This window comes from Streptomyces sp. NPDC058697, assembly GCF_042715345.1.
In the GTDB taxonomy this organism is placed as follows: Bacteria; Actinomycetota; Actinomycetes; order Streptomycetales; family Streptomycetaceae; genus Streptomyces; species Streptomyces liliifuscus.
This window is the reverse complement of sequence record NZ_JBHXSU010000046.1, coordinates 1-22,667: the sequence shown is the minus strand read 5'-3', so window position 1 is coordinate 22,667 and position 22,667 is coordinate 1. Positions and strand designations below refer to the sequence as shown.

At 70.6% G+C, this 22,667-nt stretch carries 20 protein-coding genes; 8 read left to right on the top strand and 12 right to left on the bottom strand.

The genetic code is table 11. The features are described 5' to 3' along the window. Positions 1–9 precede the first annotated feature (9 nt). From ACFWXQ_RS46040 to ACFWXQ_RS46010, 7 genes are all read right to left on the bottom strand, one after another. Positions 10–1,446, bottom strand: coding sequence for a hypothetical protein (locus ACFWXQ_RS46040; protein ID WP_383939974.1), 1,437 nt, complete (start codon positions 1,444–1,446; stop codon positions 10–12). Then, entirely contained in the window at positions 1,443–2,864 is a 1,422-nt protein-coding gene (locus tag ACFWXQ_RS46035) for an MFS transporter (protein ID WP_383939971.1), read from the bottom strand. Before ACFWXQ_RS46035 ends, ACFWXQ_RS46040 begins: the two co-directional genes overlap by 4 nt. Then, positions 2,861–3,712, bottom strand: coding sequence for a hypothetical protein (locus tag ACFWXQ_RS46030; RefSeq protein ID WP_383939968.1), 852 nt, complete (start codon positions 3,710–3,712; stop codon positions 2,861–2,863). Before ACFWXQ_RS46030 ends, ACFWXQ_RS46035 begins: the two co-directional genes overlap by 4 nt. Continuing rightward, positions 3,709–4,602, bottom strand: a complete 894-nt coding sequence (locus tag ACFWXQ_RS46025) for a DUF692 family multinuclear iron-containing protein (protein ID WP_383939965.1) — start codon at positions 4,600–4,602, stop codon at positions 3,709–3,711. Before ACFWXQ_RS46025 ends, ACFWXQ_RS46030 begins: the two co-directional genes overlap by 4 nt. 21 nt (positions 4,603–4,623) lie before the next feature. Next, entirely contained in the window at positions 4,624–6,423 is a 1,800-nt protein-coding gene (locus ACFWXQ_RS46020) for a B12-binding domain-containing radical SAM protein (RefSeq protein ID WP_383939961.1), read from the bottom strand. A gap of 1 nt (position 6,424) precedes the next feature. Further along, positions 6,425–6,733, bottom strand: coding sequence for a hypothetical protein (locus tag ACFWXQ_RS46015; RefSeq protein ID WP_383939959.1), 309 nt, complete (start codon positions 6,731–6,733; stop codon positions 6,425–6,427). A gap of 77 nt (positions 6,734–6,810) precedes the next feature. After that, entirely contained in the window at positions 6,811–6,981 is a 171-nt protein-coding gene (locus ACFWXQ_RS46010) for a hypothetical protein (protein WP_160147698.1), read from the bottom strand. Between the two features lie 369 nt (positions 6,982–7,350). Here ACFWXQ_RS46010 and ACFWXQ_RS46005 point away from each other — a divergent pair, with 369 nt between their 5' ends. Then, positions 7,351–7,641 (top strand): hypothetical protein, encoded by a 291-nt coding sequence (locus ACFWXQ_RS46005; RefSeq protein ID WP_383939956.1) that lies wholly within the window; start codon positions 7,351–7,353, stop codon positions 7,639–7,641. A 139-nt stretch (positions 7,642–7,780) separates the two neighbouring features. Here ACFWXQ_RS46005 and aspS read toward each other — a convergent pair whose 3' ends face one another. Further along, positions 7,781–9,544, bottom strand: coding sequence for an aspartate--tRNA ligase (gene aspS, locus ACFWXQ_RS46000; RefSeq protein ID WP_383939953.1), 1,764 nt, complete (start codon positions 9,542–9,544; stop codon positions 7,781–7,783). Positions 9,545–9,723: 179 nt separating this feature from the next. On the opposite strand from aspS, the gene ACFWXQ_RS45995 reads away from it, so the two are divergent. Next, on the top strand, positions 9,724–11,964 hold the full coding sequence (locus ACFWXQ_RS45995; protein WP_383939950.1) for a SpoIIE family protein phosphatase: 2,241 nt from the start codon (positions 9,724–9,726) through the stop codon (positions 11,962–11,964). Here ACFWXQ_RS45995 and ACFWXQ_RS45990 read toward each other — a convergent pair. Beyond that, on the bottom strand, positions 11,961–13,058 hold the full coding sequence (locus ACFWXQ_RS45990) for an AI-2E family transporter (RefSeq protein WP_383939947.1): 1,098 nt from the start codon (positions 13,056–13,058) through the stop codon (positions 11,961–11,963). The genes ACFWXQ_RS45995 and ACFWXQ_RS45990 overlap by 4 nt on opposite strands. A 91-nt stretch (positions 13,059–13,149) precedes the next feature. On the opposite strand from ACFWXQ_RS45990, the gene ACFWXQ_RS45985 reads away from it, so the two are divergent. Further along, positions 13,150–14,556: a cytochrome P450 gene (locus tag ACFWXQ_RS45985; protein ID WP_383939944.1), complete on the top strand. Its 1,407-nt coding sequence runs from the start codon at positions 13,150–13,152 to the stop codon at positions 14,554–14,556. 137 nt (positions 14,557–14,693) lie between these two features. Here ACFWXQ_RS45985 and ACFWXQ_RS45980 read toward each other — a convergent pair whose 3' ends face one another. After that, positions 14,694–15,665, bottom strand: coding sequence for a pirin family protein (locus tag ACFWXQ_RS45980; RefSeq protein ID WP_383939941.1), 972 nt, complete (start codon positions 15,663–15,665; stop codon positions 14,694–14,696). A gap of 230 nt (positions 15,666–15,895) precedes the next feature. Beyond that, positions 15,896–16,393, bottom strand: a complete 498-nt coding sequence (locus ACFWXQ_RS45975) for an SseB family protein (protein ID WP_055615632.1) — start codon at positions 16,391–16,393, stop codon at positions 15,896–15,898. A 275-nt stretch (positions 16,394–16,668) separates the two neighbouring features. Here ACFWXQ_RS45975 and ACFWXQ_RS45970 point away from each other — a divergent pair, with 275 nt between their 5' ends. The 3 genes from ACFWXQ_RS45970 (at position 16,669) to ACFWXQ_RS45960 (ending at position 20,501) form a co-directional block, all read left to right on the top strand. Next, positions 16,669–18,495: an acyl-CoA dehydrogenase gene (locus tag ACFWXQ_RS45970; protein WP_383939938.1), complete on the top strand. Its 1,827-nt coding sequence runs from the start codon at positions 16,669–16,671 to the stop codon at positions 18,493–18,495. Positions 18,496–18,775: 280 nt separating this feature from the next. Then, entirely contained in the window at positions 18,776–20,074 is a 1,299-nt protein-coding gene (locus tag ACFWXQ_RS45965; protein WP_383939935.1) for a M18 family aminopeptidase, read from the top strand. A gap of 181 nt (positions 20,075–20,255) precedes the next feature. Further along, positions 20,256–20,501: a hypothetical protein gene (locus ACFWXQ_RS45960; RefSeq protein ID WP_200397116.1), complete on the top strand. Its 246-nt coding sequence runs from the start codon at positions 20,256–20,258 to the stop codon at positions 20,499–20,501. Between the two features lie 35 nt (positions 20,502–20,536). Here ACFWXQ_RS45960 and ACFWXQ_RS45955 read toward each other — a convergent pair whose 3' ends face one another. After that, positions 20,537–20,938, bottom strand: coding sequence for a cupin domain-containing protein (locus ACFWXQ_RS45955; protein WP_383939933.1), 402 nt, complete (start codon positions 20,936–20,938; stop codon positions 20,537–20,539). A 52-nt stretch (positions 20,939–20,990) separates the two neighbouring features. Here ACFWXQ_RS45955 and ACFWXQ_RS45950 point away from each other — a divergent pair, with 52 nt between their 5' ends. Together ACFWXQ_RS45950 and ACFWXQ_RS45945 are read left to right on the top strand one after the other, a co-directional pair. Further along, complete coding sequence (locus ACFWXQ_RS45950; RefSeq protein ID WP_383939930.1) at positions 20,991–22,037, top strand: GlxA family transcriptional regulator; 1,047 nt, start codon at positions 20,991–20,993, stop codon at positions 22,035–22,037. Continuing rightward, positions 22,034–22,528, top strand: coding sequence for an LURP-one-related/scramblase family protein (locus ACFWXQ_RS45945; RefSeq protein ID WP_383939927.1), 495 nt, complete (start codon positions 22,034–22,036; stop codon positions 22,526–22,528). Before ACFWXQ_RS45950 ends, ACFWXQ_RS45945 begins: the two co-directional genes overlap by 4 nt. Positions 22,529–22,667: the final 139 nt, after the last annotated feature.

Here is a 22,667-nt window from a genome sequence, read left to right as displayed (position 1 = left end):
CGAGCCTCCTCATGGGGTCGGGGGCGTGCGGTGTGTGCTTGGCATGCGTGGTGTCGGCTCGGGAAGTCGAAGCGCGTCGAGGAATCCCGCGGCGGACCCTGCCGCCCCGGTTCGGGCCAGCGCGCTCCGGAGCAGTGCCCAGGCCTCGTCCCGGTCCGCCCAGCCGGCCTCCTCGCCCTCTCCTTTGCCGTCGGCTTCGCAGAAACGGGAGTCGAGTTCCGCGTGGACCGCGTCCCGCCAGGCGTAACCCGCGAGATAGGAGCGCCAGTGCAGGACGCGGGTCTGCCGCAGCAGAAGCAGTTCAGGAGCCCACCCCAGTCCGGTGGCGGTCGCGACGGCCGACGCGGCCTCCAGCGCTTCGGCCGACGTACGGCAGCCCGCGAGGTCCGTGTCGAGCGCCAGGTCGGCCGCCATCAGGCCACGGCTGAAGCGCTCCTCCTCGGCGTAGAAACGGGCGAGGACCGCGGCGGTCTCCTCCGCGATCCCCAGCCGGGCGAGAAACGCGGTCGATCCCGCCAGTTGCTCCAGCAGCAGGGCCCAGCCCTCCGACCGCAGCGGATCGAACGTCCACCGTTCGACGAGCGGGGCGTCGGCCGGACGCAGCGCGTGCTCGGCGAGATGGGCCAGCTCGTGCAGCAGGTACTGGACCGTCACCGGAGTGACCGCGGTCGGCAGGGACAGCAGCGAGGAACCCGGCAGCCGTACGGGCATCACCATGGACGGGGTGTTCGGGCGCCGCAACACCTTCACCTTGTGGGCGAGCGGCAGCAGTCCGCGCCGCCGCGCCCAGCCGACGAGCAGGGTGATCAGCTCGTTCAGCGGGGGCAGCACCTCGCCGGACACACCACCGGACACCCCGCCCGACGGCCCGAGCACGCCCTTGCCGAGCAGCAGCCAGCGCCAGTTGTACTCGGCGGTGGCGCTGCCGCGCAGTCCGGCCGGGCGGGCCCAGGCGGCGGCGACCTCCGACAGGTCCCGCACCGGAACCGTCACCTCGGCGAGCCGCCGTACGGAGTCGCGGGGCAGCGGGAGCGCCGACTCACCGCACCACCAGGGGAGTTCACCGGCGGCCCGGCGCCGCTCGGTCAGCCACCGCCAGACCTCGTCGGTCAGCTCACGGGCCTCGGCGCACCAGACCTCGTACGAGGCCCGTCGGCCCTCCTCGTCCGCCTCCAGGTCGAGTACGGCCCCGGGGGCGGGCGCGGGTGCCGTCTCACCGCGGAGTTCGGCGACGAACCTGGAAAGGCCCAGCGCGTCCAGCTCGTCGGCGGCCTGCCTGGCACGCCGGGCCGCCGGGACCAGGTCGCTGCCGGGTAGTCCAGCACGCTCCAGCTGGAGGTCTGCGAGCAAGTCTTCGACGTATACGACATCTGCGGCGTCGGATCCTGCGGGGCGTACGGCGTCGGGTACGGCGGGGCGTACGGCGTCGGGCAGGGCGGCGGTCATGGCGCGCGTACCTCCTGGGGCCCGGTCGATCCGGTCGTGGAGGTGGTCGGTGCCGTCCCCGGGCGTACGGCCAGGGAGGCCACCCACAGGCCCGCGACACCGAACCCGGCGGCGGCGAGCGGCCAGGCCAGGGCGGTGCTGCCGAGGTCGCCGACGGCCAGTCCGGTCAGGATCAGGCCGCCACCGGTGAACAGGCTGTTGAACAGCGAGGCCACGGACAGGACGGTGGCGCGGTGACCGCTGTCGATGCGTTCGTTCATGGCCGCCCGCACACCGGGCATGCACAGGCCGAACGCCGTGGAGAAGCACACATAGCAGACGATCGAGAGGGCCGGTTCCTTCACGGCGGCGGCGCAGACGAGTGCCAGGGCACCGGCCGTGGACGCGGTGACGATGACGGTCCGGCGCGCGGACGCCCGGCGTTTCTGCAGGCTCAGGGTCCAGCCGAGCAGGGGGATCTCCAGCAGGGAGCCGACGCTGCGCATCGCGCCGAGCACCAGCAGATTTCCGCCGACGAGTCCCTCGTACACGACCGTCCACTGCACGCCGGGGATACCGCGGAACAGCCACAGGAGTGCTGCGGCGACGATCAGGGCGATCAGTACCTTGTCGCCCCGCAGGGTGAGGCGGGTCCCGGTCATGACCTCGCCGAACGATTCCCGCAGCCGTGGTGCGAAGGCTTCCCGGTGCCTCGGGGCCGGGGAGCCGTCCGGGGCCGGGGGTCGCTGCTGAGCCGGGCGCCCGGTCATCAGCCGCAGGGACAGTACGGCCGCCAGTGCGCAGGTCAGGCCCGCGACGATCTGGGGCAGCGCCAGGTCCAGCGTGCCCAGTGCGGCGCCGGTCAGGGTGCCGAGGACCAGGCCGGCGTTCTCGGCGATCTTTCCCTGGGCGAAGAGCCGGTCCAGGCCGCGCGGGTCCTTGGCCCCGGTCTCGTCGACGGCCCAGGCTTCCAGGGCGCCGGACGCGAAGGTTCCGCCCAGCGCGGAGAGCAGGACTCCGGCGGCGGCGACGTACACACTGCCGCTGAAGAACAGGGCGCTGTAGCCGACCGCCCGCAGGACGAAGCTGATCGCGACCGAGGCGCGCCGGCCGAGCAGGTCGGCCAGGATGCCGGTGGGGATCTCGGAGACCCCTTCGACGATCCACACCGCGGCGATCAGGGCGAACACCGCACCCGACCCCATGCCCAGCGACTGCAGCAGCAGGACGGACGTGACGGTGAGGAGCATGTCGCCGAAGTAGTCGAGACCGGAGACCAGCAGATAGCCGCGGCGGACGCGGTTGACGTGGCTGGCGTGACTGGCGTGACTGGCATGGCTGACGAGGCCGGCGTGACTGGCGAGGTCCTGGTCGGCGGAACCTGGCGGACCCGGGCTCGCGTTCTCGTGTTCCGGGCCGGGAGAGGTCCCAGAGGTCACTGAGCGGCCCCGTCCACCAGTCCGGCGCCGGCCGCCTTGGCGTAGGTGGGCGTTCCTGAGAAGTCCTCGGGCACCGGCACGTCGGCGTCCCACAGCCAGCGCAGCGCGGCGACGGTGTCGCCCGTGAGCCGCACCCGGCGGACGCGTTCGCCGGCCGGGACCGAGATCGGGACCGAGACCACGGCGAGCGGCGCGGGACGGCGTTTGACCAGCAGCAGCGCCTCGGTCCACGGGTCCACGGTGCCCCGCTCGCGCAGCAGCCTGCCGTACGCGGGAACGTCGAACGTGGCCTCGGCGGTCCAGGCACCCGGCACCAGACGGGGTCGGCCGGGGGAGTCTCCGCGGCACGGGCGGGTGTCGACCGTGGCCCGGCCGAAGAGGTAGGCGTCCTCGAAGGCGAAGGCCTCGCCGACCCAGTCCTCCTGGCAGGTGATCCAGTCGGTGGACCGCAGGAACCCGCCGAAGGCGGCCGACGCGGTGGCCGCGGGCGGGAACACGGAACCGGGCTGGGCGGGCCGCCGCTGCCAGAACTCGCTGTCCAGGAAGGTGTGCAGGCCCTCCGCGCCGGTCCGGCCGTAGTACGCGAAGAAGGTGACCGGGAAGCTGACGTTCAGCACGTTGGCGACTGTCTTGCGGCGCCGGGCCTGCTCCATGTCGAAGCCCGGTCCCCTGGTGCCCTCGGCGACGACGGCACGCTCGGCCGGGGGCAGCTCGGCGAGCAGCTGGGCCCGCCGCTTCGGGGTCGCGTTGAGGATGCGCCAGGTCGTGTCGGTCACCCTCGCGTAGTCGAGAGCGACTCCTGAACCGACATCGAAGGCATTGAAGGCATCGAAGGTATCGAGGGTCATGAGGCACTCCACCAGTGGTCGGCCCGGCCGGCGAAGCGCCGTACGCTGTCGGTCAGTTCGTCGGCCGTCATGCCCTCCGCCTCGGCCATCACCGACCGCAGATGGGGTGCGCGGGGGAGCAGCGCGTCGGCCAGTTCCCACACCTCGTCGCTGACCGGCCAGTCGTGCTTGTCGTCGACAAGGCGTACGCCGCCCTCGAAGCGGCGGACGAACGTGCCGCTCATGTGCGCCTCGACGACCCGGTCCCAGGCGATGTCGTCGTCGCTCGGCAGCACCGGGGGCAGCCCTCGCTGGACCCGCAGTCCGTAGAGGTGGCCGACGTCGATGGTCATCAGGCAGTCGGCCCGCTCGGCGATCCGTGTCATCAGGGTGAGGATGTCCCGGTCGCCGACCACGAACGGATAGGGCGCGTTCTCGATGGTCAGCGGGCGGCCGATGACGTCCTGGGCGTGCTTGATCCGGTCCACCGCCCAGTCGACGGCCTCGTCGACGAGCGGCATGGGCACCAGGGACTCCAGCAGGGTCTCCCCCTCGCGGACCCACATCGCGAGGTCGATGTTGAGCCAGGGCGAGTTCAGTTCACCGGCCCGCTCGCCGAGCAGGCGCAGCAGGCGGTCGTCGAGCGGGTCGGTGCCGCACACGTCCAGGTCCAGCGGGTGGAACAGCGCGTGCAGCCCGTGCCGACGGCAGAACTCCGCGCAGCGCAGGGCGAGTTCCTGGTCCGTGGCGAGGACACCGACGCTGTACCAGGTGGCCGTGGAGCCGAGCCTGGTCGCCGTCTCCTCGGCGATGTCCATGTCCTTGATCGAGTCGCAGCTGAAGCAGATCCCGTGGACACCGGGCGGACCCAGTTCGGGGATCGGGGACCCCGTGCCGGCTGCTGTGGGCATGTGGTCGGTCCCTGCCATGTGCTAGTCCCTCCCGTGCGGGGCGGCGGCGCCCGGGGCCTGCGCGAAGCCTGCCTCCCGCGCGACGGCCTCGGTGCGTTCGATCAGGTCGTGCAGATGGACGTGGTCGTGCCCGAGGCGGGGCAGCAGTGCTTCGAGTCCGCCCGCGTCTCCGGCCCCGTCCCCGCCCTCGTCTCCGGCCTCGTCTCTGGCCTCGTCCAGTCGTGGAAATCCGGCTTCGGCGTCCTCCAGCAGCCGTTCCATGAAGAGGTTGGGCGCGTGCCGCAGCGACACGACGTCGAGTTGCAGCCGGGCGTGCGACTCCCGGGGGAAGTCCGAGCCGTCCCAACCATCCGATTCGTCCCACCCGTCCGAGCCGTCCCAACCGTCGGCCATGGAGGCGAGCGCGAGTTCCCCCTGGGCCAGGGCGTCGTCGATCCGGTCCTGCCACTGCTTGCGGAAGGCCCGCAGTGTGTCGCTGAACCGCTGCACCTCGGGCAGTTCGAAGAGCGTGAAGGGGCTGGGCAGATCGTCCGGGTCGAAGACGACACCGAACCGCCGGGCGTAGAAGTCCCGGATCGGCGTGCCCTCGTAGAGCACGAGCGCGGTGTAGAGGTGGTCGTGCGGCACGTAGTCGTAGAAGCCGGCCTCGCGCAGGAATTCCAGGTTGGCGCGGATGTCGGGCAGGGTCGTGGCCGGGTCCAGCATGATGAAGTCGAGGGAGATCTCGATGCCCAGGCGCTTCAACAGGCGTACGGCCGCGACGTTGACCTCGGGTTTCACATGCTTGGCGAGCCGTTCGAGGACCGGTTCCGAGGCGGACTCGATGCCGAGCTCGATGAACCGCAGCCCGCACTCCTTGAGCCGGGGCAGCACCTCGGCGGCCTTGAGGATCTGGTTGACCCGGGTGCCGAAGCTGAAGGTGACCTGCGGATCGGCCTCGTACAGCGCCTCGGCGACCTCCAGGGCACGGGTCGGCGAGACGAAGAAGTTGGCGTCGCTGAAGTACACGTGCTCGTAGTTGACGCCGTGCCGCGCGCGGAAGTGGAGCAGTTCCGCGACGACCCGTTCCGCCTCGCGCGAGCGGTACTTGCGGCCGATGGTGAGCACACCGCAGAAGGAGCAGTTGTACGGGCAGCTGCGGCTGCTGCAGATCGTCAGCGCGGCCTTCAACCGGCCCTGCACCTCGTCGTAGTACGTGAGGTCGGGGTAGCCGGAGTGCGAGGTGAACTCGGCGTCGGGGAACGGGATCTGGTCGAGGTCGGGCACGAAGTCCCGGTCCTCGTTGACCAGGAGGCCGGCCCCGTCGGGCGCCCGCCAGGTGGTGCCCTTGATCCCGGTCAGCCGGGTCAGCCCGGCCCGGTCGCCCACGTCCCCATCCACATCCCCGTCCACCTTCTCGCCCACGTCCAGGCCGCGTACGAGATCGAGCATCGCCTCCTCCCCCTCGCGCCGGACCACGACGTCGACGCAGGAGTAGCGGCGCAGGATGTGCTCGTGCACGGCGGTGGCGTGCGGGCCGCCGAGGACGATCAGGCAGTCCGGTCTACGGTTCTTGATCCACTCGGCCATGGCGATCGCCGCGCGGAACGACTCGTTGTAGACGGAGAATCCGACGACGTCGAAGCGGTCGAGGCCGTAGTGCGCGGCGAGTTCGACGGCGTCGTCCTCGGAGTCCCCGAAGTCGAAGCCCGAGCTGGGAAATCCGGATTTCTCCAGGTAGGCCATGATGTAGGCCAGCCCGATCGGCTTGGACTTGCGGCGGTCCGAGAAGCCGACCGAGGGGTTGACGAAGGCGATGGCGGGCCGTGTCAGCGTGCCCATCTCAGACTCCCTCGGACGAGGACATGGGCGCGGGCACCGAGGCTGACGCCGGCGCTGTCGTGGATGCGGGCCGTGTCGCGGATGTCGGCGCGGGCGCGGTGCGCAGGACACCGTTCCGGGTGAGGCCCAGGAGGAAGTCCCGGTCGGGCTCGGGCAGGGTGTCGAGGTCCACGGGGCGGCGCAGGGCCTCGCGCCAGATGCGGGAGGCGTGACGGTTGAGCTTCAGACAGGACCGTGCCGGTCCGGCGAGCGGCACGTAGACATGACCTGCCTGGTCCAAGTAGGGCAGTTCCGAGGTGATGCGCAGCATCGACGGGCTCTCCGGGGTCCGGCGCGACGGATCTCGGGGCCCCGGCGCATCGCACGCCGGAGCCCCAAGGGGAGCGGTCAGGCGTAGATCTTGCCGAGCATCTTGGTGTAGCTGGCGCCGCCGAGGCTGACGATGTCCGCCTCGGGGGTCTCGACCTCGTCGAACCCTGCGATCTCCAGCTCGTCGTGGGTGCGCTCGGTCAGCGACTTGCGGACCGGCTTCTGCTGCTTCTCCGCGCTACGGGCCATCGTTGGTCTTCCTCTCGTCCGGCCCCGGGCAGCCTGGGGCCCATCCGGAGTCACCCTGAGCAACAGGGAGACCGCGTGCCCAAGGAGCGTGTGGGCCGGGACGCTTTGTCGTCAAACAGGCAAATGGCCAGTAAGTGACGTCGCACGAGGGAGAGTTGAGGAGCGTGAAACGGGGCGCGTTTTCCGCCAGGGCAAGGCGCACAAGGTGGCGCCGACCAGGGAGGAAGCACGACACTCCCGGGAAGATCGCGGCCGCGGCACACCCGCGCTGTCCGGATCTCTACGGCGCACGAAGAATCTTCGTCACCCACATGGCAGCATCCGGAAATTCACTCTCCGTGACCGCCGGTTCGTGCCACTCTGTGACACATGACAGACGAATCCGGCGGGAGCCGGGACGACCCGGAGGACGTCACGCCCGGGGAGGCGGCGGCCGCCCAGGAGCGCTCGTTCTGGGAGACCCGCCGACGGTACAACGACCTGGACGACGACGAATCCGGCCGCCGCGAGCGCCGCCGACTCAGCAAGCAGTCCCGCCGCATGAACCTCCAGGTACGCATACACCGCTACACCCGAGGCCACGCCGACGAGGGCCCGCTACCACCCGACCTACGACTCCCACCCCTGCCGAACCCCGAGGACGATCACGCCCCAAGCTGAGAAGGCAAGGTCGGCCCCACGCCCCGAAAGGGGCGCGGGGAACTGCGCGCCCAGCCACAACGAACCCGCAGACGAAACGAGCCCGCCCCGCGGAGCGCCCCGCGGAGCCGAACCCCAAGAAAGCGGGGCCCGCAGGGCCCTACTTCGGCTGAGGCTTCCGCACCGAAAGGTGCAACTCCCGCAGCCGCGTCTCGTCCAGCTCCGTCGGCGCGCCCATCATCAGGTCCTGCGCGTTGCCGTTCAGCGGGAACGCGATGGTCTCCCGGATGTTCGGCTCGTCGGCGAGGAGCATCACGATGCGGTCGACGCCGGGGGCGATGCCGCCGTGCGGCGGGGCGCCGAAGCGGAAGGCGCGGAGCATGCCGGCGAACTGCTCCTCGACGGTCTCACGGTCGTAGCCCGCGATCTCGAAGGCCTTGAGCATGATGTCGGGCTCGTGGTTCCGGATGGCGCCGGAGGACAGCTCGACGCCGTTGCAGACGATGTCGTACTGCCAGCCGAGGATGTCCAGCGGGTCCTGGGTCTCCAGGGCCTCCAGACCGCCCTGCGGCATCGAGAACGGGTTGTGCGAGAAGTCGAGCTTCCCGGTCTCCTCGTCCTTCTCGTACATCGGGAAGTCGACGATCCAGCAGAACCGGAAGACGCCCTCCTCGAAGTGCCCGGCGCGCTTGGCGGCCTCGACGCGGACCGCGCCCATGATCTTCGAGACCTCGTCGAACTCGCCCGCGCCGAAGAAGACGGCGTGGCCGGCCGCGAGCGACAGGCGCTTCGTCAGCTCGGCGACGTTCTCCTCGGTCAGGAACTTCGCGATCGGGCCGGTCAGCGAACCGTCCTCGGCCACCCGCACCCAGGCCAGGCCCTTCGCGCCCTGCGAGACCGCGTAGTCACCGAGCTGGTCGAAGAACTTGCGGGACTGCGCAGCCACGTCCGGCACCGGCAGGGCCCGTACGTGCTTGCCCGCGAAGGCCTTGAACTCCGAGCCCTCGAAGACGTCGGTGATGTCGACCAGCTCCAGCTGGGCCCGCAGGTCCGGCTTGTCCGAGCCGTACTTCAGCATCGACTCGCGGAAGGGGATGCGCGGGAACGGGGACGTCACATGACGGCCCTTGCCGAACTCTTCGAACAGCTCGGTCATGAGCTTCTCGATGGGCTGGAACACGTCCTCCTGCTCGACGAAGGACATCTCCACGTCGAGCTGGTAGAACTCGCCCGGCGAACGGTCGGCGCGCGCGTCCTCGTCACGGAAGCAGGGCGCGATCTGGAAGTACCGGTCGAAGCCCGAGATCATCAGCAGCTGCTTGAACTGCTGCGGCGCCTGGGGGAGGGCGTAGAACCTGCCCGGGTTCAGACGGGACGGGACCACGAAGTCGCGCGCGCCCTCGGGGGAGGTGGCGCTGAGGATCGGGGTCGCCATCTCGTTGAAGCCCAGCGCCGTCATCTTGTGACGGATGGCGGAGATGACCGACGTACGCAGCAGGATGTTGCGGTGCATGCGCTCGCGGCGCAGGTCGAGGAAGCGGTACTCCAGACGCCGCTCCTCGTTCACACCGTCCTCGGCGTTGATCGTGAAGGGCAGCGGGGCGGCCGCGCCGAGCAGCTCGACCTCGCCCACCTCGACCTCGATCTCGCCGGTCGGCAGCTCCGCGTTCACGTTCTCCGTGCCGCGCGAGACGACCTTGCCGTCGATGCGGACCGTGGACTCCTTGGAGAGCTTGTCCAGTGCCTCGTACGCGGGGGTGCCGGGGCGGGCGACGAGCTGCGTGATGCCGTAGTGGTCGCGCAGATCGATGAAGAGGATGCCGCCCAGGTCTCGGCGATTGTGCAGCCAGCCGCTCAGCCGGACGTCGGTGCCGACGTCAGAGGCGCGGAGCTCGCCGCAGGTGTGGGACCTGTACCGATGCATCGTCGTTTCATCCAGTCTTCGCGGTCGGGGGCGGTGTTTCACGTGAAACACCGCAAGCCTACCGGCCGCCCCAAGATCGCCGTTCGCAATAGTTGCGCCACCCGCCGGCCCCGGGCGCCCGCCCCGCCTCTCACCTGCCTCGGTGGCAGCCTTCGTTCACCTCTTCATACAGTGGGGCAATGCGCATCGGTGATCCCCTTCCCTCAGTGGGGGACGTCCTCGCCACCCTCGCCACCGGCCTGTGGAGGTGGGACGACGCCGCCGGGAAGGTCACCCTCGACGCCGAGGCCTCCCGGCTCCTCGGCCTGCCTGCAGAACCGACCGTGCTCACGGAGGCAGGTGTACGCGCCCGTTTCCACCCCGTCGACTGGAACGAGGTCAACGGGGTCGTCCAGCTCGCCGCCGCCGAGGGCACACTCGCCGAACTGCGGCTGAGGGTCATGGACGAGCAGGGCCATGTGATCCGTACCGTACGCAGCCGCTCCAAGCCGTCGATCGACCCGGGCACCGGGTCGTACCAGCTGATCGGCACCATGCAGGAGGTCACCGAGCCGCAGCCGGGCGCCGCCGCGCGTACGCCGGTCACGGGTGACTGGAGACGCTCGCGCGAGGCGTTCCTGCTGGACGCGGGGCGGGCGCTGGCCGAGGCGCGGTCCACGGCGGAGGTGCTGCGGGTCGCGGCGGGCCTGTCGATGCCGGGCTTCTCGCCGGACGGGCTCGCGGTCTTCGGCGCGCAGGGCGACCGGCTGACGGTCATCGGCCACCACGGGCACAACCCCGGGGACGAGGAGCCGTTCACCCAGATGCCGCTGGACACGGACTATCCGGCCGCGGAGGTCGTCCGCACCGGCCGTGCCGTCTATCTCTCCTCGCCCGACCACTATCGCGACCGCTATCCGGCCTCCTGGCCGCTCGCCCAGCACTTCGACCGCCAGTCCTGGGCGTTCCTGCCGCTCACCTTCGCGGGCCGCACGATGGGCGCGTGGATGGCGGCCTTCACGTACCCCGTCACCTTCACGCCCGACGAGCGTTCCGTGCTGACGACGGTGGCACGGATGCTGGCGCAGGCCCTCTCGCGGGCCGGTGTCGCCGAGTCCGAGCGGGAGCTCACGGACGGCCTCCAGCGCTCGATGCTGCCCACCCTGGGGCCGCAGATCCCGGGCATGAGTCTCGCGGCCCGGTACGTGCCCACCGGCGGCGGACTCCAGGTGGGCGGCGACTGGTACGACATGATCCCGCTGCCCGGCGGCACCTCCCGGACGAGCCCCGGCGGCGGCCGCTTCGCCCTTGTCATCGGCGACGTCCAGGGCCATGACGTACGCGCCGCCGGGCTGATGGGCCAGCTCCGGATCGCGCTGCGCGCGTACGCCTCGGAGGGCCACCGCCCGGACGCGGTCCTCTCCCGCGCCTCCCGCTTCCTGTACGGGATCACGTACGACGAGGAGATAGCGGACCTGCGCTTCGCGACCTGCCTGTACGTGGAGGTCGATCCGGAGAGCGGGGTCCTGGAGATAGCCAGGGCCGGGCATCCGGACCCGGCGATACGTATGGCCGACGGGACCGTGCTGACCCGGCCGACCCCGGGCGGGCTGCCGCTCGGCATCGATCCGGACGCCGACTATCCGACGACACGGCTCGTCCTGGAGCCCGGCGAGACCATGCTGATCTGCACGGACGGGCTCATCGAGACCGGCGGGCACGACCTGGACACCGGCTGGCGGCGGATCCGCAGGATCCTGGAGAGCCACGACGGCGACATGGAGGAGCTCGCCGACGCACTGGTCCAGGCCGTGCACGGGCCCTCCTCGCACCACACGACCGGGCCGCTGGTGGACCGCCGCGAGGACGACATAGCGGTGCTGCTGCTGAGCAGGGCGGGGGAGAGCCGCGGCTGCGGCGACACCGTCACCGAGCGGCCCTCCGTACGCCGGACCATGGTGACCGTCGCCCAGGCCGAGCACGAGAGGGTCGCGGGAGCCCGGCAGCAGCTGCGGGAGTTCCTGCACGACTGGGCCTCCGCCGACCAGGTCGACTCGGCGGTCCTGCTGGTCTCCGAGATGGTCACGAACGTCCTCGTCCACACCGACGCGGACGCGCTGCTCGTCGCCGAGATGACGGGCGGGGCGGGGGGCCGTCGGATACGGATCCAGGTGTCGGACGGGAGCGACGATCTGCCCCACAAGCGGCATCCCGGCGAACTGGCCTCCTCCGGGCGGGGCCTGGTCCTGATGGAACTGCTCGCGGACGCGTGGGGGGTGGACCCGCGGGGCGAGGGCAAGAGCATCTGGTTCGAGCTCTATGAGGAGGGGCCGGGTGGCGAGGGGACCGGCGGGGAGGTGCCGGGCGGGGACGAGCCGGGCAGCGAGGAACCGGGCGGCGAGGCCACGCCCAGGGCTTCCGGACTGCCGGGAGTTGCCTAGCTCTTCGGGCTTTCCGGCTTCGTCAGGGTCACCGAGGTCTCCTCGGACGCGTAACGCCCCCGCAGTTCCGCGATCACCCCGAACGCCGCGGCCGTCAGGGGCACCGCCAGCAGCATTCCGAGGATGCCCGCCACCGACGCGCCCGCGGTGATCGCCAGCATGACGACGGCGGGATGCATCTGCACGGTCCGGCTCTGGATCATCGGCTGGAGCACATGTCCCTCAAGGACCTGCACGGCCAGGACGACCCCCAGCGCCCACAGCGCGATCACGAAACCGCGGTCCGCGAGGGCCACCAGAATCGCCACCGCACCGGAGAGAAAAGCGCCCAGGTACGGGATGTAGGCGCCGACGAACACCAGCGCGCCGAGCCCGACGGCCCCCGGCACCCGCAGCACGAGCAGACCCACGGTGATGCAGATCGCGTCGATGAGCGCGATGAACGTCGTCCCGCGCATGAATCCCTCGACGGCCTGGTACGCCCGCCGCGCCATCGCCTCGGTCACGTCGCCCGAGCCCTGCGGCACCAGCGAGCGCAGCGTCCCGGCCGCCCGGTGCGAGTCCCGCAGGAAGAAGAAGACGAGCAGCAGCGCGAGGACGGCCATGGCGATGGCCTCGCCCACGACGCTGATCCCGCTGATCACCCCGGACGCGGCCGTCCCGCCGAACTTGCCCAGCAGTTCCTTGGCGTTGGAGGCGATGTCGTCGAGCGAGGTGCCGGCCGCCCCGAAATGCTCGGACAGCGACTTCGCGGCCTGCTTGAGCGAGGCGGTGATCTCGTCGCCGGTGTCGATCAGCGCGGCCACCACGATGTACGTGGCCCCGCCGACGACGGCGAGCACGGCGACGCAGGTCACGCCGGCCGCGATCGACCGGTTCACCTTCGCCCGCACCAGCCGCCGGTACAGCGGCCCGAGCAGCGCCGTCCCGAGCAGTGCGAGCAGCACCGGCACCACCGCGGTCTTGAACTCGACGCACAGCCGGACCCCGACCACCACGACCCCGGTGACCAGCAGAGCGACGACGCACCAGGCGGCCACGCGGCGCACGGGTTCGGGCAGGAGCCGGGCGGATTCCGGAAGCAGGGGCTGCACGCCTCCACCTGACCATGCGTCAGTCGGGGCGGCGCTCCGGGAGGGCTGAAAGGGGGACCTGTCCGGGGACCCGTGCGCGATGATGCGAACCATGGCCGCCATCACTGAGATACCAGGGCCCAAAGGCCTTCCCCTGCTCGGCTCGGCACTCGACCTCCGGCGCGATTCGCTGGACGTCTTCCTCCGCGCCCGGCGGGACCACGGCGACGTGGTGCGTCTCTCCGCGGGCCCGCCGGGAGCCCGCACGGTGCTGCACTGCGTCTTCTCCCCGGAGGGCGTGCAGCAGATCCTGGCCTCGCAGGCGGCCAACTTCCGCAAGGACAACCAGTTCTACGAGGAGCTGAGGCAGTCCGCCGGAAACGGCCTGCTCACCGCGCAGGACGCCGACTACCGGCGCCAACGCCGTCTGATCCAGCCGCTGTTCACGAAACGGCAGGTGGACTCCTATGCCACGGCGGTGACGCTGGAGGCCGACAGCACGGTCGAGCGCTGGCGGGACGCGGCCGACGGAGTGGTCGACTTGGTGCGGGAGATGGACCGGCTCGCGCTGCGCACGGTCTCCCGCATCCTGTTCGGGGCGGACGTCGAGGCCGCGGTCGACGTCATCCACGACAACTTCCCCGTGGTCAGCGAGTACGTGACGCGGCGCGGCTTCTCCCCCGTCAACCCGCCGCGCTCCTGGCCCCTCCCGTCCAACCGCCGGGCCGAGGCGGCGTCCCGGGCGGTGTACGCGGTCTGCGACCGGATCATCGCGGAGCGCAGGGCGGCCGACGCGACGGCCGGAACCGCCTCCACCGGAACCGACTCCGCCGAGGCCGCCTCCGCTGAGGGCGACGACCTGCTCTCGCTGCTCTCCCGGGCGAGCAGCGAGGAGGACGGCAGCCTCGACGCGGCCGAACTCCGCGACCAGGTACTGGTCTTCCTGGTCGCGGGCCACGAGACGACCGCGACGTCCATGGCCTTCGCACTCCACCTCCTCGCCTGTCACCCCGAGGCCCGTAAGCGGGCCCAGGAGGAGGCCGACCGGCTGCCGTCGGGGCGGGCGCCCTCGGCCGCCGACCTCGACGAACTCCCGTACCTGACAAGGGTGCTGAAGGAGGCCATGCGGCTGTATCCGGCCGCTCCGGTGGTCGGCCGCCGGTCCGTCGAGGCCGCGGAGGTCGACGGGCACCTCATCCCGGCGGGCGCGGACGTCCTGGTCCTGCCCTGGGTCACCCACCGCCACCCGGACCTGTGGGAGGACCCGGAACGCTTCGACCCCGACCGCTTCACCCCCGAGCGGGAGGCGGCCCGCCACCGCTATGCCTGGTTCCCCTTCGGCGGCGGCCCGCGCGCCTGCATCGGCCAGCACTTCTCGATGCTGGAGTCCGTACTGGCCCTGGCCGCCCTGCTGCGCTCGTACGAACTGGAGGCGGTGGACACGGAGGTCCCGCTGACAGCGGGAATCACCCTCCAGGCGACGGGACCCGCACGCGTACGGCTACGGGCCCGCGGCTGAGCGCACACAACGAGACCCGCGGCCGACCGCACGCAACGGAAAAGGCCCGAAGCCGCAGGACGAACCTGCGGCTTCGGGCCTTCTCGTGCGGTACCGGATCCGCGGACGGTCGCGTGCCCGGCGCGTCGAACGGGCGACTACAGCCCGCCCTCGCTCATCCCGTGCACCGCCGGGATCGTGCCGAGGCGGCCCTTCTGGAAGTCGTCGAAGGCCTGCTGCAGTTCCTCGCGGGTGTTCATGACGAACGGGCCGTAGTGGGCCATCGGCTCCCGGATCGGCTGTCCGCCCAGGATGACGACCTCCAGGTCCGGGGTGTTGGCGTCCTGCTTCTCGTCCGCGCGGACGGTCAGCGAGGAACCCGCGCCGAAGACGGTCGTCTGCCCGGTGTGGACCGGGCGGCGGTCCGTACCGACACTGCCGCGGCCCGCCATCACGTACGCGAGGGCGTTGAAGTCCTCGCGCCACGGGAGGGTGAGCTCCGCGCCGGGCGTCACGGTCGCGTGGATCATGGTGATCGGCGTGTGCGTGATGCCGGGGCCCTGGTGGCCGTCCAGCTCACCGGCGATGACGCGCAGGAGCGCGCCGCCGTCGGGCGTGCTGAGCAGCTGGACCGAGCCGCCGCGGATGTCCTGGTAGCGCGGCGCCATCATCTTGTCCTTGGCCGGCAGGTTCACCCACAGCTGGAGCCCGTGGAAGAGACCGCCCGACACGACGAGCGCCTCCGGCGGGGCCTCGATGTGCAGGAGGCCCGAGCCCGCGGTCATCCACTGGGTGTCGCCGTTGGTGATGGTGCCGCCGCCACCGTTCGAGTCCTGGTGGTCGAAGACGCCGTCGATGATGTAGGTCACGGTCTCGAAGCCGCGGTGGGGGTGCCAGGGGGTGCCCTTGGGCTCGCCCGGCGCGTACTCCACCTCACCCATCTGGTCCATCATGATGAACGGGTCGAGATGGCGGTAGTTGATCCCGGCGAACGCGCGGCGGACCGGGAAGCCCTCGCCCTCGAATCCGCCCGGCGCGGTGGTCACGGCGAGCACAGGACGTGCCACGGCCTCGGTCGACGCGGCCACACGGGGCAGGGTCAGCGGGTTCTCGACGGTCACTGCAGGCATGTCGGTACCTCCTTGTGCTCGAAGTTTAGTTGAATCTCGAACTTTCTGCCACCTGGAACGCAGAACGCCCGGAGGGCATTCCCTCCGGGCGTCACGTGTGGAGCGGGTCGTACGGGCCGGTTGTACGGGCCGGCTGTGCGAACCGGTCGTACGGGCCGGTCGTACGGAGCAGTACGCGCTTGCCGCCTGCGTGCGGCGGTGTCTGTGGGCCGCCTGTGGAGCGGTCGCGGTCAGCCGTACATCCGGCGCATGGCGAAGTCCACCATCTGTTCGACCGCCTTCGCGTCGAAGACGATGCGGTGCTCGCCCTCCATGTCGAGGACGAAGCCGTAGCCGGTGGGGAGCAGGTCGATCACCTCGGCACCGATGACCACGAAGTACTTGGACTCCTTGCCGGCGTACCGGCGCAGTTCCTTGAGCGAGGTGAACATCGGGATCACGGGCTGCTGGGTGTTGTGCAGCGCCAGGAATCCGGGGTTGTCACCGCGCGGGCAGTAGACCTTGGAGGTGGCGAAGACCTGCTGGAAGTCCTCGGGGGTCAGCGACCCCGTGGTGAACGCGCGCACCGCGTCGGCGAGCGACGGCGGCGACGGCTCGGGGTAGAGCGGCGGCTGCTGGCCGTATCCGCCGACCCCGCCGACACCACCGGGCATCTGCTGCTGCGGCGGCGGCTGGGACTGCGCGTACTGCTGCTGCCCCGGTCCCACGTTCTGGTCGTAGCCGTACATGGGGGCAAGACTACTGGCGGGGCGGGCCGCCCGGTCGTCCCCGGCGGATTTCCTCGAACAGGTGGCGGAGCCGTGCACTCCCACCCGAAGGTGGACCGCGAAATATAGACCCTGCTCACACTTGGGCAATCAGGGGTTGATTCTTATTACCGACGGGTAGCATCATCGTAGCTACTAGTTGGTACGTGGACCAGATGCGCACCAGACTCGAACCAGGTACGAGGACTCGTCACCGAGGACTCACCCACCTCCCCGATCTTTACGGAGCCGTCGCCATGGGGCACTACAAGTCGAATCTCCGCGACATCGAGTTCAACCTCTTCGAGGTGCTCGGGCGCGACAAGCTGTACGGCACCGGCCCGTTCGCGGAGATGGACACCGAGACCGCCAAGAGCATCCTCGAAGAGCTGACCCGCCTCTCGGAGAACGAGCTGGCGGAGTCCTTCGCGGACGCCGACCGCAACCCCCCGGTATTCGACCCGGAGACCAACACCGCGCCCGTCCCGGCGTCCTTCAAGAAGTCCTACCAGGCCTTCATGGACTCCGAGTACTGGCGGCTCGGCCTGCCCGAGGAGATCGGCGGCACCACCGCCCCCCGCTCCCTGATCTGGGCGTACGCGGAGCTGGTGCTCGGCGCCAACCCCGCCGTGTGGATGTACTCCTCCGGCCCGGCCTTCGCGGGCATCCTCTTCGAGGAGGGCAACGAGGTCCAGAAGCACATCGCGAAGATCGCCGTGGACAAGCAGTGGGGCTCCACCATGGTGCTCACCGAGCCGGACGCCGGCTCGGACGTGGGCGCGGGCCGCACCAAGGCGGTCGAGCAGGCGGACGGCTCCTGGCACATCGAGGGCGTCAAGCGCTTCATCACGTCCGGTGAGCACGACATGTCGGAGAACATCCTCCACTACGTGCTCGCGCGTCCCGAGGGCGCAGGCCCCGGCACCAAGGGCCTCTCCCTCTTCCTCGTCCCGAAGTACGAGTTCGACTTCGAGACCGGCGAGCTGGGCGAGCGCAACGGCGCGTACGCGACGAACGTCGAGCACAAGATGGGCCTCAAGGCCTCCAACACCTGCGAGATGACGTTCGGCGACCGCCACCCCGCCAAGGGCTGGCTCATCGGCGACAAGCACGACGGCATCCGCCAGATGTTCCGCATCATCGAGTTCGCCCGCATGATGGTCGGCACGAAGGCCATCTCGACGCTGTCGACGGGCTACCTGAACGCACTGGAGTACGCCAAGGAGCGCGTCCAGGGCCCCGACCTCGCGCAGTTCATGGACAAGACCGCGCCCAAGGTCACCATCACGCACCACCCGGACGTGCGCCGGTCGCTCATGACGCAGAAGGCGTACGCGGAGGGCATGCGCGCCCTGGTGCTGCACACCGCCGCACTCCAGGACGAGATCCAGGTCAAGGAGGCCGAGGGCGAGGACGCGTCCGTCCTTGAGGCCCTCAACGACCTGCTCCTGCCGATCGTGAAGGGCTACGGCTCCGAGAAGGGCTACGAGCAGCTCGCCCAGTCGCTCCAGACGTTCGGCGGCTCCGGGTTCCTGCAGGAGTACCCGATCGAGCAGTACATCCGCGACGCCAAGATCGACACCCTGTACGAGGGCACGACCGCGATCCAGGGCCAGGACTTCTTCTTCCGGAAGATCGTCCGCAACCAGGGCGCCGCGCTGAACTCGCTCGCCGAGGACATCAAGAAGTTCCTGGCGCTCGGCACCGGCGGCGAGGAGCTGTCCGGCGCCCGCGAGCACCTCGCCAAGGCGGCCGTCGAGCTGGAGGCCATCGTCGGCCTGATGCTCACCGACCTCGCGGCGACCGAGCAGGACGTCAAGAACATCTACAAGGTCGGGCTGAACACCACCCGCCTGCTGATGGCGTCCGGTGACGTGGTCGTCGGCTACCTGCTCCTGAAGGGTGCCGCCGTCGCCGCCGAGAAGCTGGAGACGGCCTCGGCGAAGGACCGGCCCTTCTACTCCGGCAAGATCGCCGCGGCGAAGTTCTTCGCGGCGAACGTCCTGCCGGGCGTCACCGGTGCGCGCAAGCTCGCCGAGGGCGTCGAGCTGGACCTGATGGAGCTGGACGAGTCGGCGTTCTGACCGGGGCCCACCTCCGGGGGCTGCCGCCCTTCTTCAGGGCGCGGGGAACTGCGCGACCGGCCCCCACGCACCTGCGGGCTCGATGCTCAGACCGTGCCCACGCACCCGCGGGCTCGGTGCGCAGACCGTGCCCCCACGCACCCGCAGGGTCCGCGCCCAGGCCGTGAGCCGTCACGTTCGCGCCGAACGTCCGGACCCGTCCCACCGTCTGTACACACCCCTCACGAAGGCCCGTTCCCATCCCAGGGAACGGGCCTTCTCGCGTCGTTAAGGTGAACCCATGCGCACACCCCCACGCTTCGACCGCGGCCACACCGACGACCTCATGTCCTTCCTGGCGGCGAGCCCGTCCCCGTACCACGCCGTGGCGAACGCGGCCGAGCGGCTGGAGAAGGCGGGCTTCCGGCAGGTCGCGGAGACCGACGCGTGGGACGGGACGAGCGGTGGAAAGTACGTGCTGCGCGGGGGCGCGATCGTCGCCTGGTACGTGCCGGAGGGCGCCGAGCCGCACACCGCCTTCCGGATCGTCGGGGCGCACACCGACTCCCCCAACCTGCGGGTGAAACCGCGCCCGGACAGCGGTGCGCACGGCTGGCGCCAGGTCGCGGTCGAGGTCTACGGCGGCCCGCTGCTCAACTCCTGGCTCGACCGGGACCTGGGCCTCGCCGGACGGCTGTCGCTCCGGGACGGCTCGACGCGCCTGGTGAACATCGACCGGCCGCTGCTGCGCGTGCCCCAGCTCGCCATCCACCTGGACCGGTCCGTCACCTCGGACGGCCTCAAGCTCGACAAGCAGCGGCATCTCCAGCCCATCTGGGGCCTGGGCAACGACGTGCGCGACGGCGACCTGATCCGCTTCCTGGAGGAGGAGTCGGGTCTGCCCGAGGGCGAGACCACCGGCTGGGACCTGATGGTCCACTCCATCGAACCGCCCGCCTACCTGGGCCGCGACAAGGAACTGCTCGCGGGCCCGCGCATGGACAACCTGCTGTCCGTGCACGCCGGTACGGCGGCCCTGGCGGGCGTGGCGACGGCCGACGACACCCTCTCCTGCATCCCGGTCCTCGCGGCGTTCGACCACGAGGAGAACGGCTCGCAGTCGGACACGGGGGCGGACGGACCCCTCCTCGGCAGCGTGCTGGAGCGTTCGGTGTTCGCGCGCGGCGGCTCGTACGAGGACAGGGCCCGCGCCTTCGCCGGCACGGTCTGCCTCTCCTCCGACACGGGTCACGCCGTGCACCCGAACTACGCCGAGCGGCACGACCCGACGCACCACCCGCGCGCGGGCGGCGGCCCGATCCTCAAGGTGAACGTCAACAACCGCTACGCGACGGACGGTTCGGGCCGCGCCGTGTGGGCCGCCGCCTGCGAGAGGGCCGACGTGCCCTTCCAGACCTTCGTCTCCAACAACTCCATGCCCTGCGGCACCACCATCGGCCCCATCACCGCGGCCCGCCACGGCATCAAGACGGTCGACATCGGCGTGGCCATCCTCTCGATGCACAGCGCCCGCGAACTCTGCGGCGCCACCGACCCGTTCCTGCTGGCGAACTCCCTGGTGGGGTTCCTGGAGGGATGACCGGAGCGGTTCCAGGAGGGGTGGCCGGTGCGGTTCCAGAAGGGGTGGGCGCGTTCCGTGGGGCAGGCCGCGGAGACCTCCCCTGCATGGAGGGACCGGGTCCGGGTACTCGCCCCGAACCCGGGAACCGCACGGTCTCCGGGCCCGGAACGAACTGTGTTTCAAACAGGAGGCGACACCCATGGGCCTGGGCGGGTGCATCATTCTGATCGCCACAGGAGCGATCCTCACGTTCGCGACCGACTGGGACATGCAGGGGGTCAACCTCGACCTGGTCGGCATCATCTTCATGATCGTCGGACTGATCGGTGTGGCGACGTTCAGCAGCATCGCCAAGCGGCGCCGGGTCGTTGTGCGGCCGGGCGCCCCGGTGGTCGACGAGGAGCCGCGCAACCGCAGCGGCTACAGCGACGGCTACGGCGTCTGACCGCTGACGGTCGCGCCGTTCGACCGCCGTACGAATCAGCTGTTCAGGACGTGCCCGGTGGTGGCGTCCACATGGTCGGGGACCTCCTCGTGGCGGTCCCCGACCGACAGCGTTCCGGTGGGCTCGAAGACGAGGATCGCCGCGCCGGAGGGTGAACTCGGCTTGTGCTCGGTGCCGCGCGGGACCGTGAAGAACGAGCCCTTGGGCAGGACCACCGTGCGCTCACCGCCGGACTCGCGCAGGGCGATGCGCAGTTCGCCCTCCACGACCAGGAAGAACTCGTCCGTGTGGTCGTGGGTGTGCCAGACGTGCTCGCCCTTGACCTTCGCGAGGCGTACGTCGTAGTCGTTGACGGCGGTGACGATGCGCGGGCTCCACAGGTCGTCGAAGGAGGCGAGCGCGGCGGCGAGGGAGACGGGTTCGCTGTTCTGGGCCATGCGTTCATCGTGCGGCGGGACGGCAGGGGCGTACGAGTGCTAGAAATCGCACATGCCGCAAGGATCCTCGCAGCACCATGTTCCGACTCCGTCTTCGCGTCGGACTCCGTCTCCGGGGCGTCGGCCGCACCGCGTCGCCGTGATCGTCGACGAGGGCACCAACCCCTTCGAAGTCGGCGTCGCGACCGAGCTGTTCGGACTGCCGAGACCCGAACTGGGCCTCCCTGAGCCCCTGTACGAGCTGACGCTGTGCACCCCCACCCCCCGGGTCCGGATGAACCACGGCTTCTTCACGCTGAGCGGGGTGCCCGGGCTCGACGCGGTGGACGACGCGGACACGCTTGTCGTCCCCGGCCGCCCCGACAACGTCGTGCCGCGCGGCGAGGCCGTACTCGACGCCGTCCGGCGCACCCACACCCGCGGGGCCCGTGTCGTGAGCCTGTGCACCGGGAGCTTCGCGCTCGCCGAGGCCGGGATCCTGGACGGGCGCCGGGCCACCACCCACTGGCGCTGGGCCGACCTCTTCCGGGAGCTCCACCCGAAGGTCCTCCTGGAGCCGGACGTGCTCTTCGTGGACGAGGGGGACGTGCTGACCGCGGCGGGCAGCGCGGCCGCGCTCGACCTCGGGCTGCACATCGTGCGCCGCGACCACGGCGCCGAGATCGCGAACGCCGTGTCCCGGCGGCTCGTCTTCGCCGCCCATCGCGACGGCGGGCAGCGGCAGTTCGTCGAACGCCCCCTGCCCGACGTACGGGACGAGTCGCTGGCGCCGCTGCTGGCCTGGGCGCAGGCGCGGATCGGCGAACCGCTGACGGTCGCGGACCTCGCGACGCACGCGGCCGTGTCGCCCGCCACGCTCCACCGCCGCTTCCGTGCCCAGCTGGGCACGACCCCGCTGGCGTGGCTGACGGGCGAACGGGTGGCACTGGCCTGCCGGCTCATCGAACGCGGCGAGGAACGACTGGACGTCGTCGCCGAACGCAGCGGTCTCGGCACCGCCGCCAACCTGCGGGCGCGGCTGCGCCGCGAGACCGGGCTCAGCCCGTCGGCCTACCGACGGCGTTTCGGACCCGCTGCCGGGGAACCGCTAAGAGCATGAAATTCCTCGTACGCGACCGGCTCCTGGGCATCGGTGACGACTACTGGATCGAGGACGAGCACGGCCGCAAGGCCTTCCTCGTCGACGGCAAGGCGATGCGGCTGCGGGACACCTTCGAGCTGAAGGACGCGCAGGGGCGGGTGCTGATCGACATCCACAAGAAGATGCTCGCCCTGCGGGACACGATGGTCATCGAGCGGGGCGGTGAGCCGCTGGCGACCATCCGCCGCAAGCGGCTGTCGCTGCTCCGCAACCATTACCGCGTCGCCCTCGCCGACGGGACCGAGCTCGACGTCAGCGGCAAGATCCTCGACCGTGAGTTCGTCGTCGAGTACGACGGCGAACTCCTCGCCCACATCTCGCGCCGGTGGCTCCGGGTCCGGGAGACCTACGGCGTCGAAACCGTACGCGACGACGCGGACCCGGCCCTGCTGATCGCGGTAGCGGTCTGCGTGATCCACTTGGCAGAGAGAGAACGAGACGCGGACTGACGCCCTTTTTTCGCCCCCGCCGCCCCTACCCGTCCCGTCCCCTGGGGCTCCGCCCCAGACCCCGTGGGGGTGTGTTGTCGGGTGCGGGCCCGGATGTGGCTGGTCGCGCAGTTCCCCGCGCCCCTAGGTACCTAGGCTG

Bases quoted from the DNA above. Each gene is read 5' to 3' on its own strand.
- ACFWXQ_RS46040 (WP_383939974.1), bottom strand. From the start codon at position 1,446: ATGACCGCCGCCCTGCCCGACGCCGTACGCCCCGCCGTACCCGACGCC.
- ACFWXQ_RS46030 (WP_383939968.1), bottom strand. From the start codon at position 3,712: ATGACCCTCGATACCTTCGATGCCTTCAATGCCTTCGATGTCGGTTCA.
- ACFWXQ_RS46025 (WP_383939965.1), bottom strand. From the start codon at position 4,602: ATGCCCACAGCAGCCGGCACGGGGTCCCCGATCCCCGAACTGGGTCCG.
- ACFWXQ_RS46020 (WP_383939961.1), bottom strand. From the start codon at position 6,423: ATGGGCACGCTGACACGGCCCGCCATCGCCTTCGTCAACCCCTCGGTC.
- ACFWXQ_RS46015 (WP_383939959.1), bottom strand. From the start codon at position 6,733: ATGCTGCGCATCACCTCGGAACTGCCCTACTTGGACCAGGCAGGTCAT.
- ACFWXQ_RS46010 (WP_160147698.1), bottom strand. From the start codon at position 6,981: ATGGCCCGTAGCGCGGAGAAGCAGCAGAAGCCGGTCCGCAAGTCGCTG.
- ACFWXQ_RS46005 (WP_383939956.1), top strand. From the start codon at position 7,351: ATGACAGACGAATCCGGCGGGAGCCGGGACGACCCGGAGGACGTCACG.
- aspS (WP_383939953.1), bottom strand. From the start codon at position 9,544: ATGCATCGGTACAGGTCCCACACCTGCGGCGAGCTCCGCGCCTCTGAC.
- ACFWXQ_RS45995 (WP_383939950.1), top strand. From the start codon at position 9,724: ATGCGCATCGGTGATCCCCTTCCCTCAGTGGGGGACGTCCTCGCCACC.
- ACFWXQ_RS45985 (WP_383939944.1), top strand. From the start codon at position 13,150: ATGGCCGCCATCACTGAGATACCAGGGCCCAAAGGCCTTCCCCTGCTC.
- ACFWXQ_RS45980 (WP_383939941.1), bottom strand. From the start codon at position 15,665: ATGCCTGCAGTGACCGTCGAGAACCCGCTGACCCTGCCCCGTGTGGCC.
- ACFWXQ_RS45975 (WP_055615632.1), bottom strand. From the start codon at position 16,393: ATGTACGGCTACGACCAGAACGTGGGACCGGGGCAGCAGCAGTACGCG.
- ACFWXQ_RS45970 (WP_383939938.1), top strand. From the start codon at position 16,669: ATGGGGCACTACAAGTCGAATCTCCGCGACATCGAGTTCAACCTCTTC.
- ACFWXQ_RS45965 (WP_383939935.1), top strand. From the start codon at position 18,776: ATGCGCACACCCCCACGCTTCGACCGCGGCCACACCGACGACCTCATG.
- ACFWXQ_RS45960 (WP_200397116.1), top strand. From the start codon at position 20,256: ATGGGCCTGGGCGGGTGCATCATTCTGATCGCCACAGGAGCGATCCTC.
- ACFWXQ_RS45955 (WP_383939933.1), bottom strand. From the start codon at position 20,938: ATGGCCCAGAACAGCGAACCCGTCTCCCTCGCCGCCGCGCTCGCCTCC.
- ACFWXQ_RS45950 (WP_383939930.1), top strand. From the start codon at position 20,991: ATGCCGCAAGGATCCTCGCAGCACCATGTTCCGACTCCGTCTTCGCGT.
- ACFWXQ_RS45945 (WP_383939927.1), top strand. From the start codon at position 22,034: ATGAAATTCCTCGTACGCGACCGGCTCCTGGGCATCGGTGACGACTAC.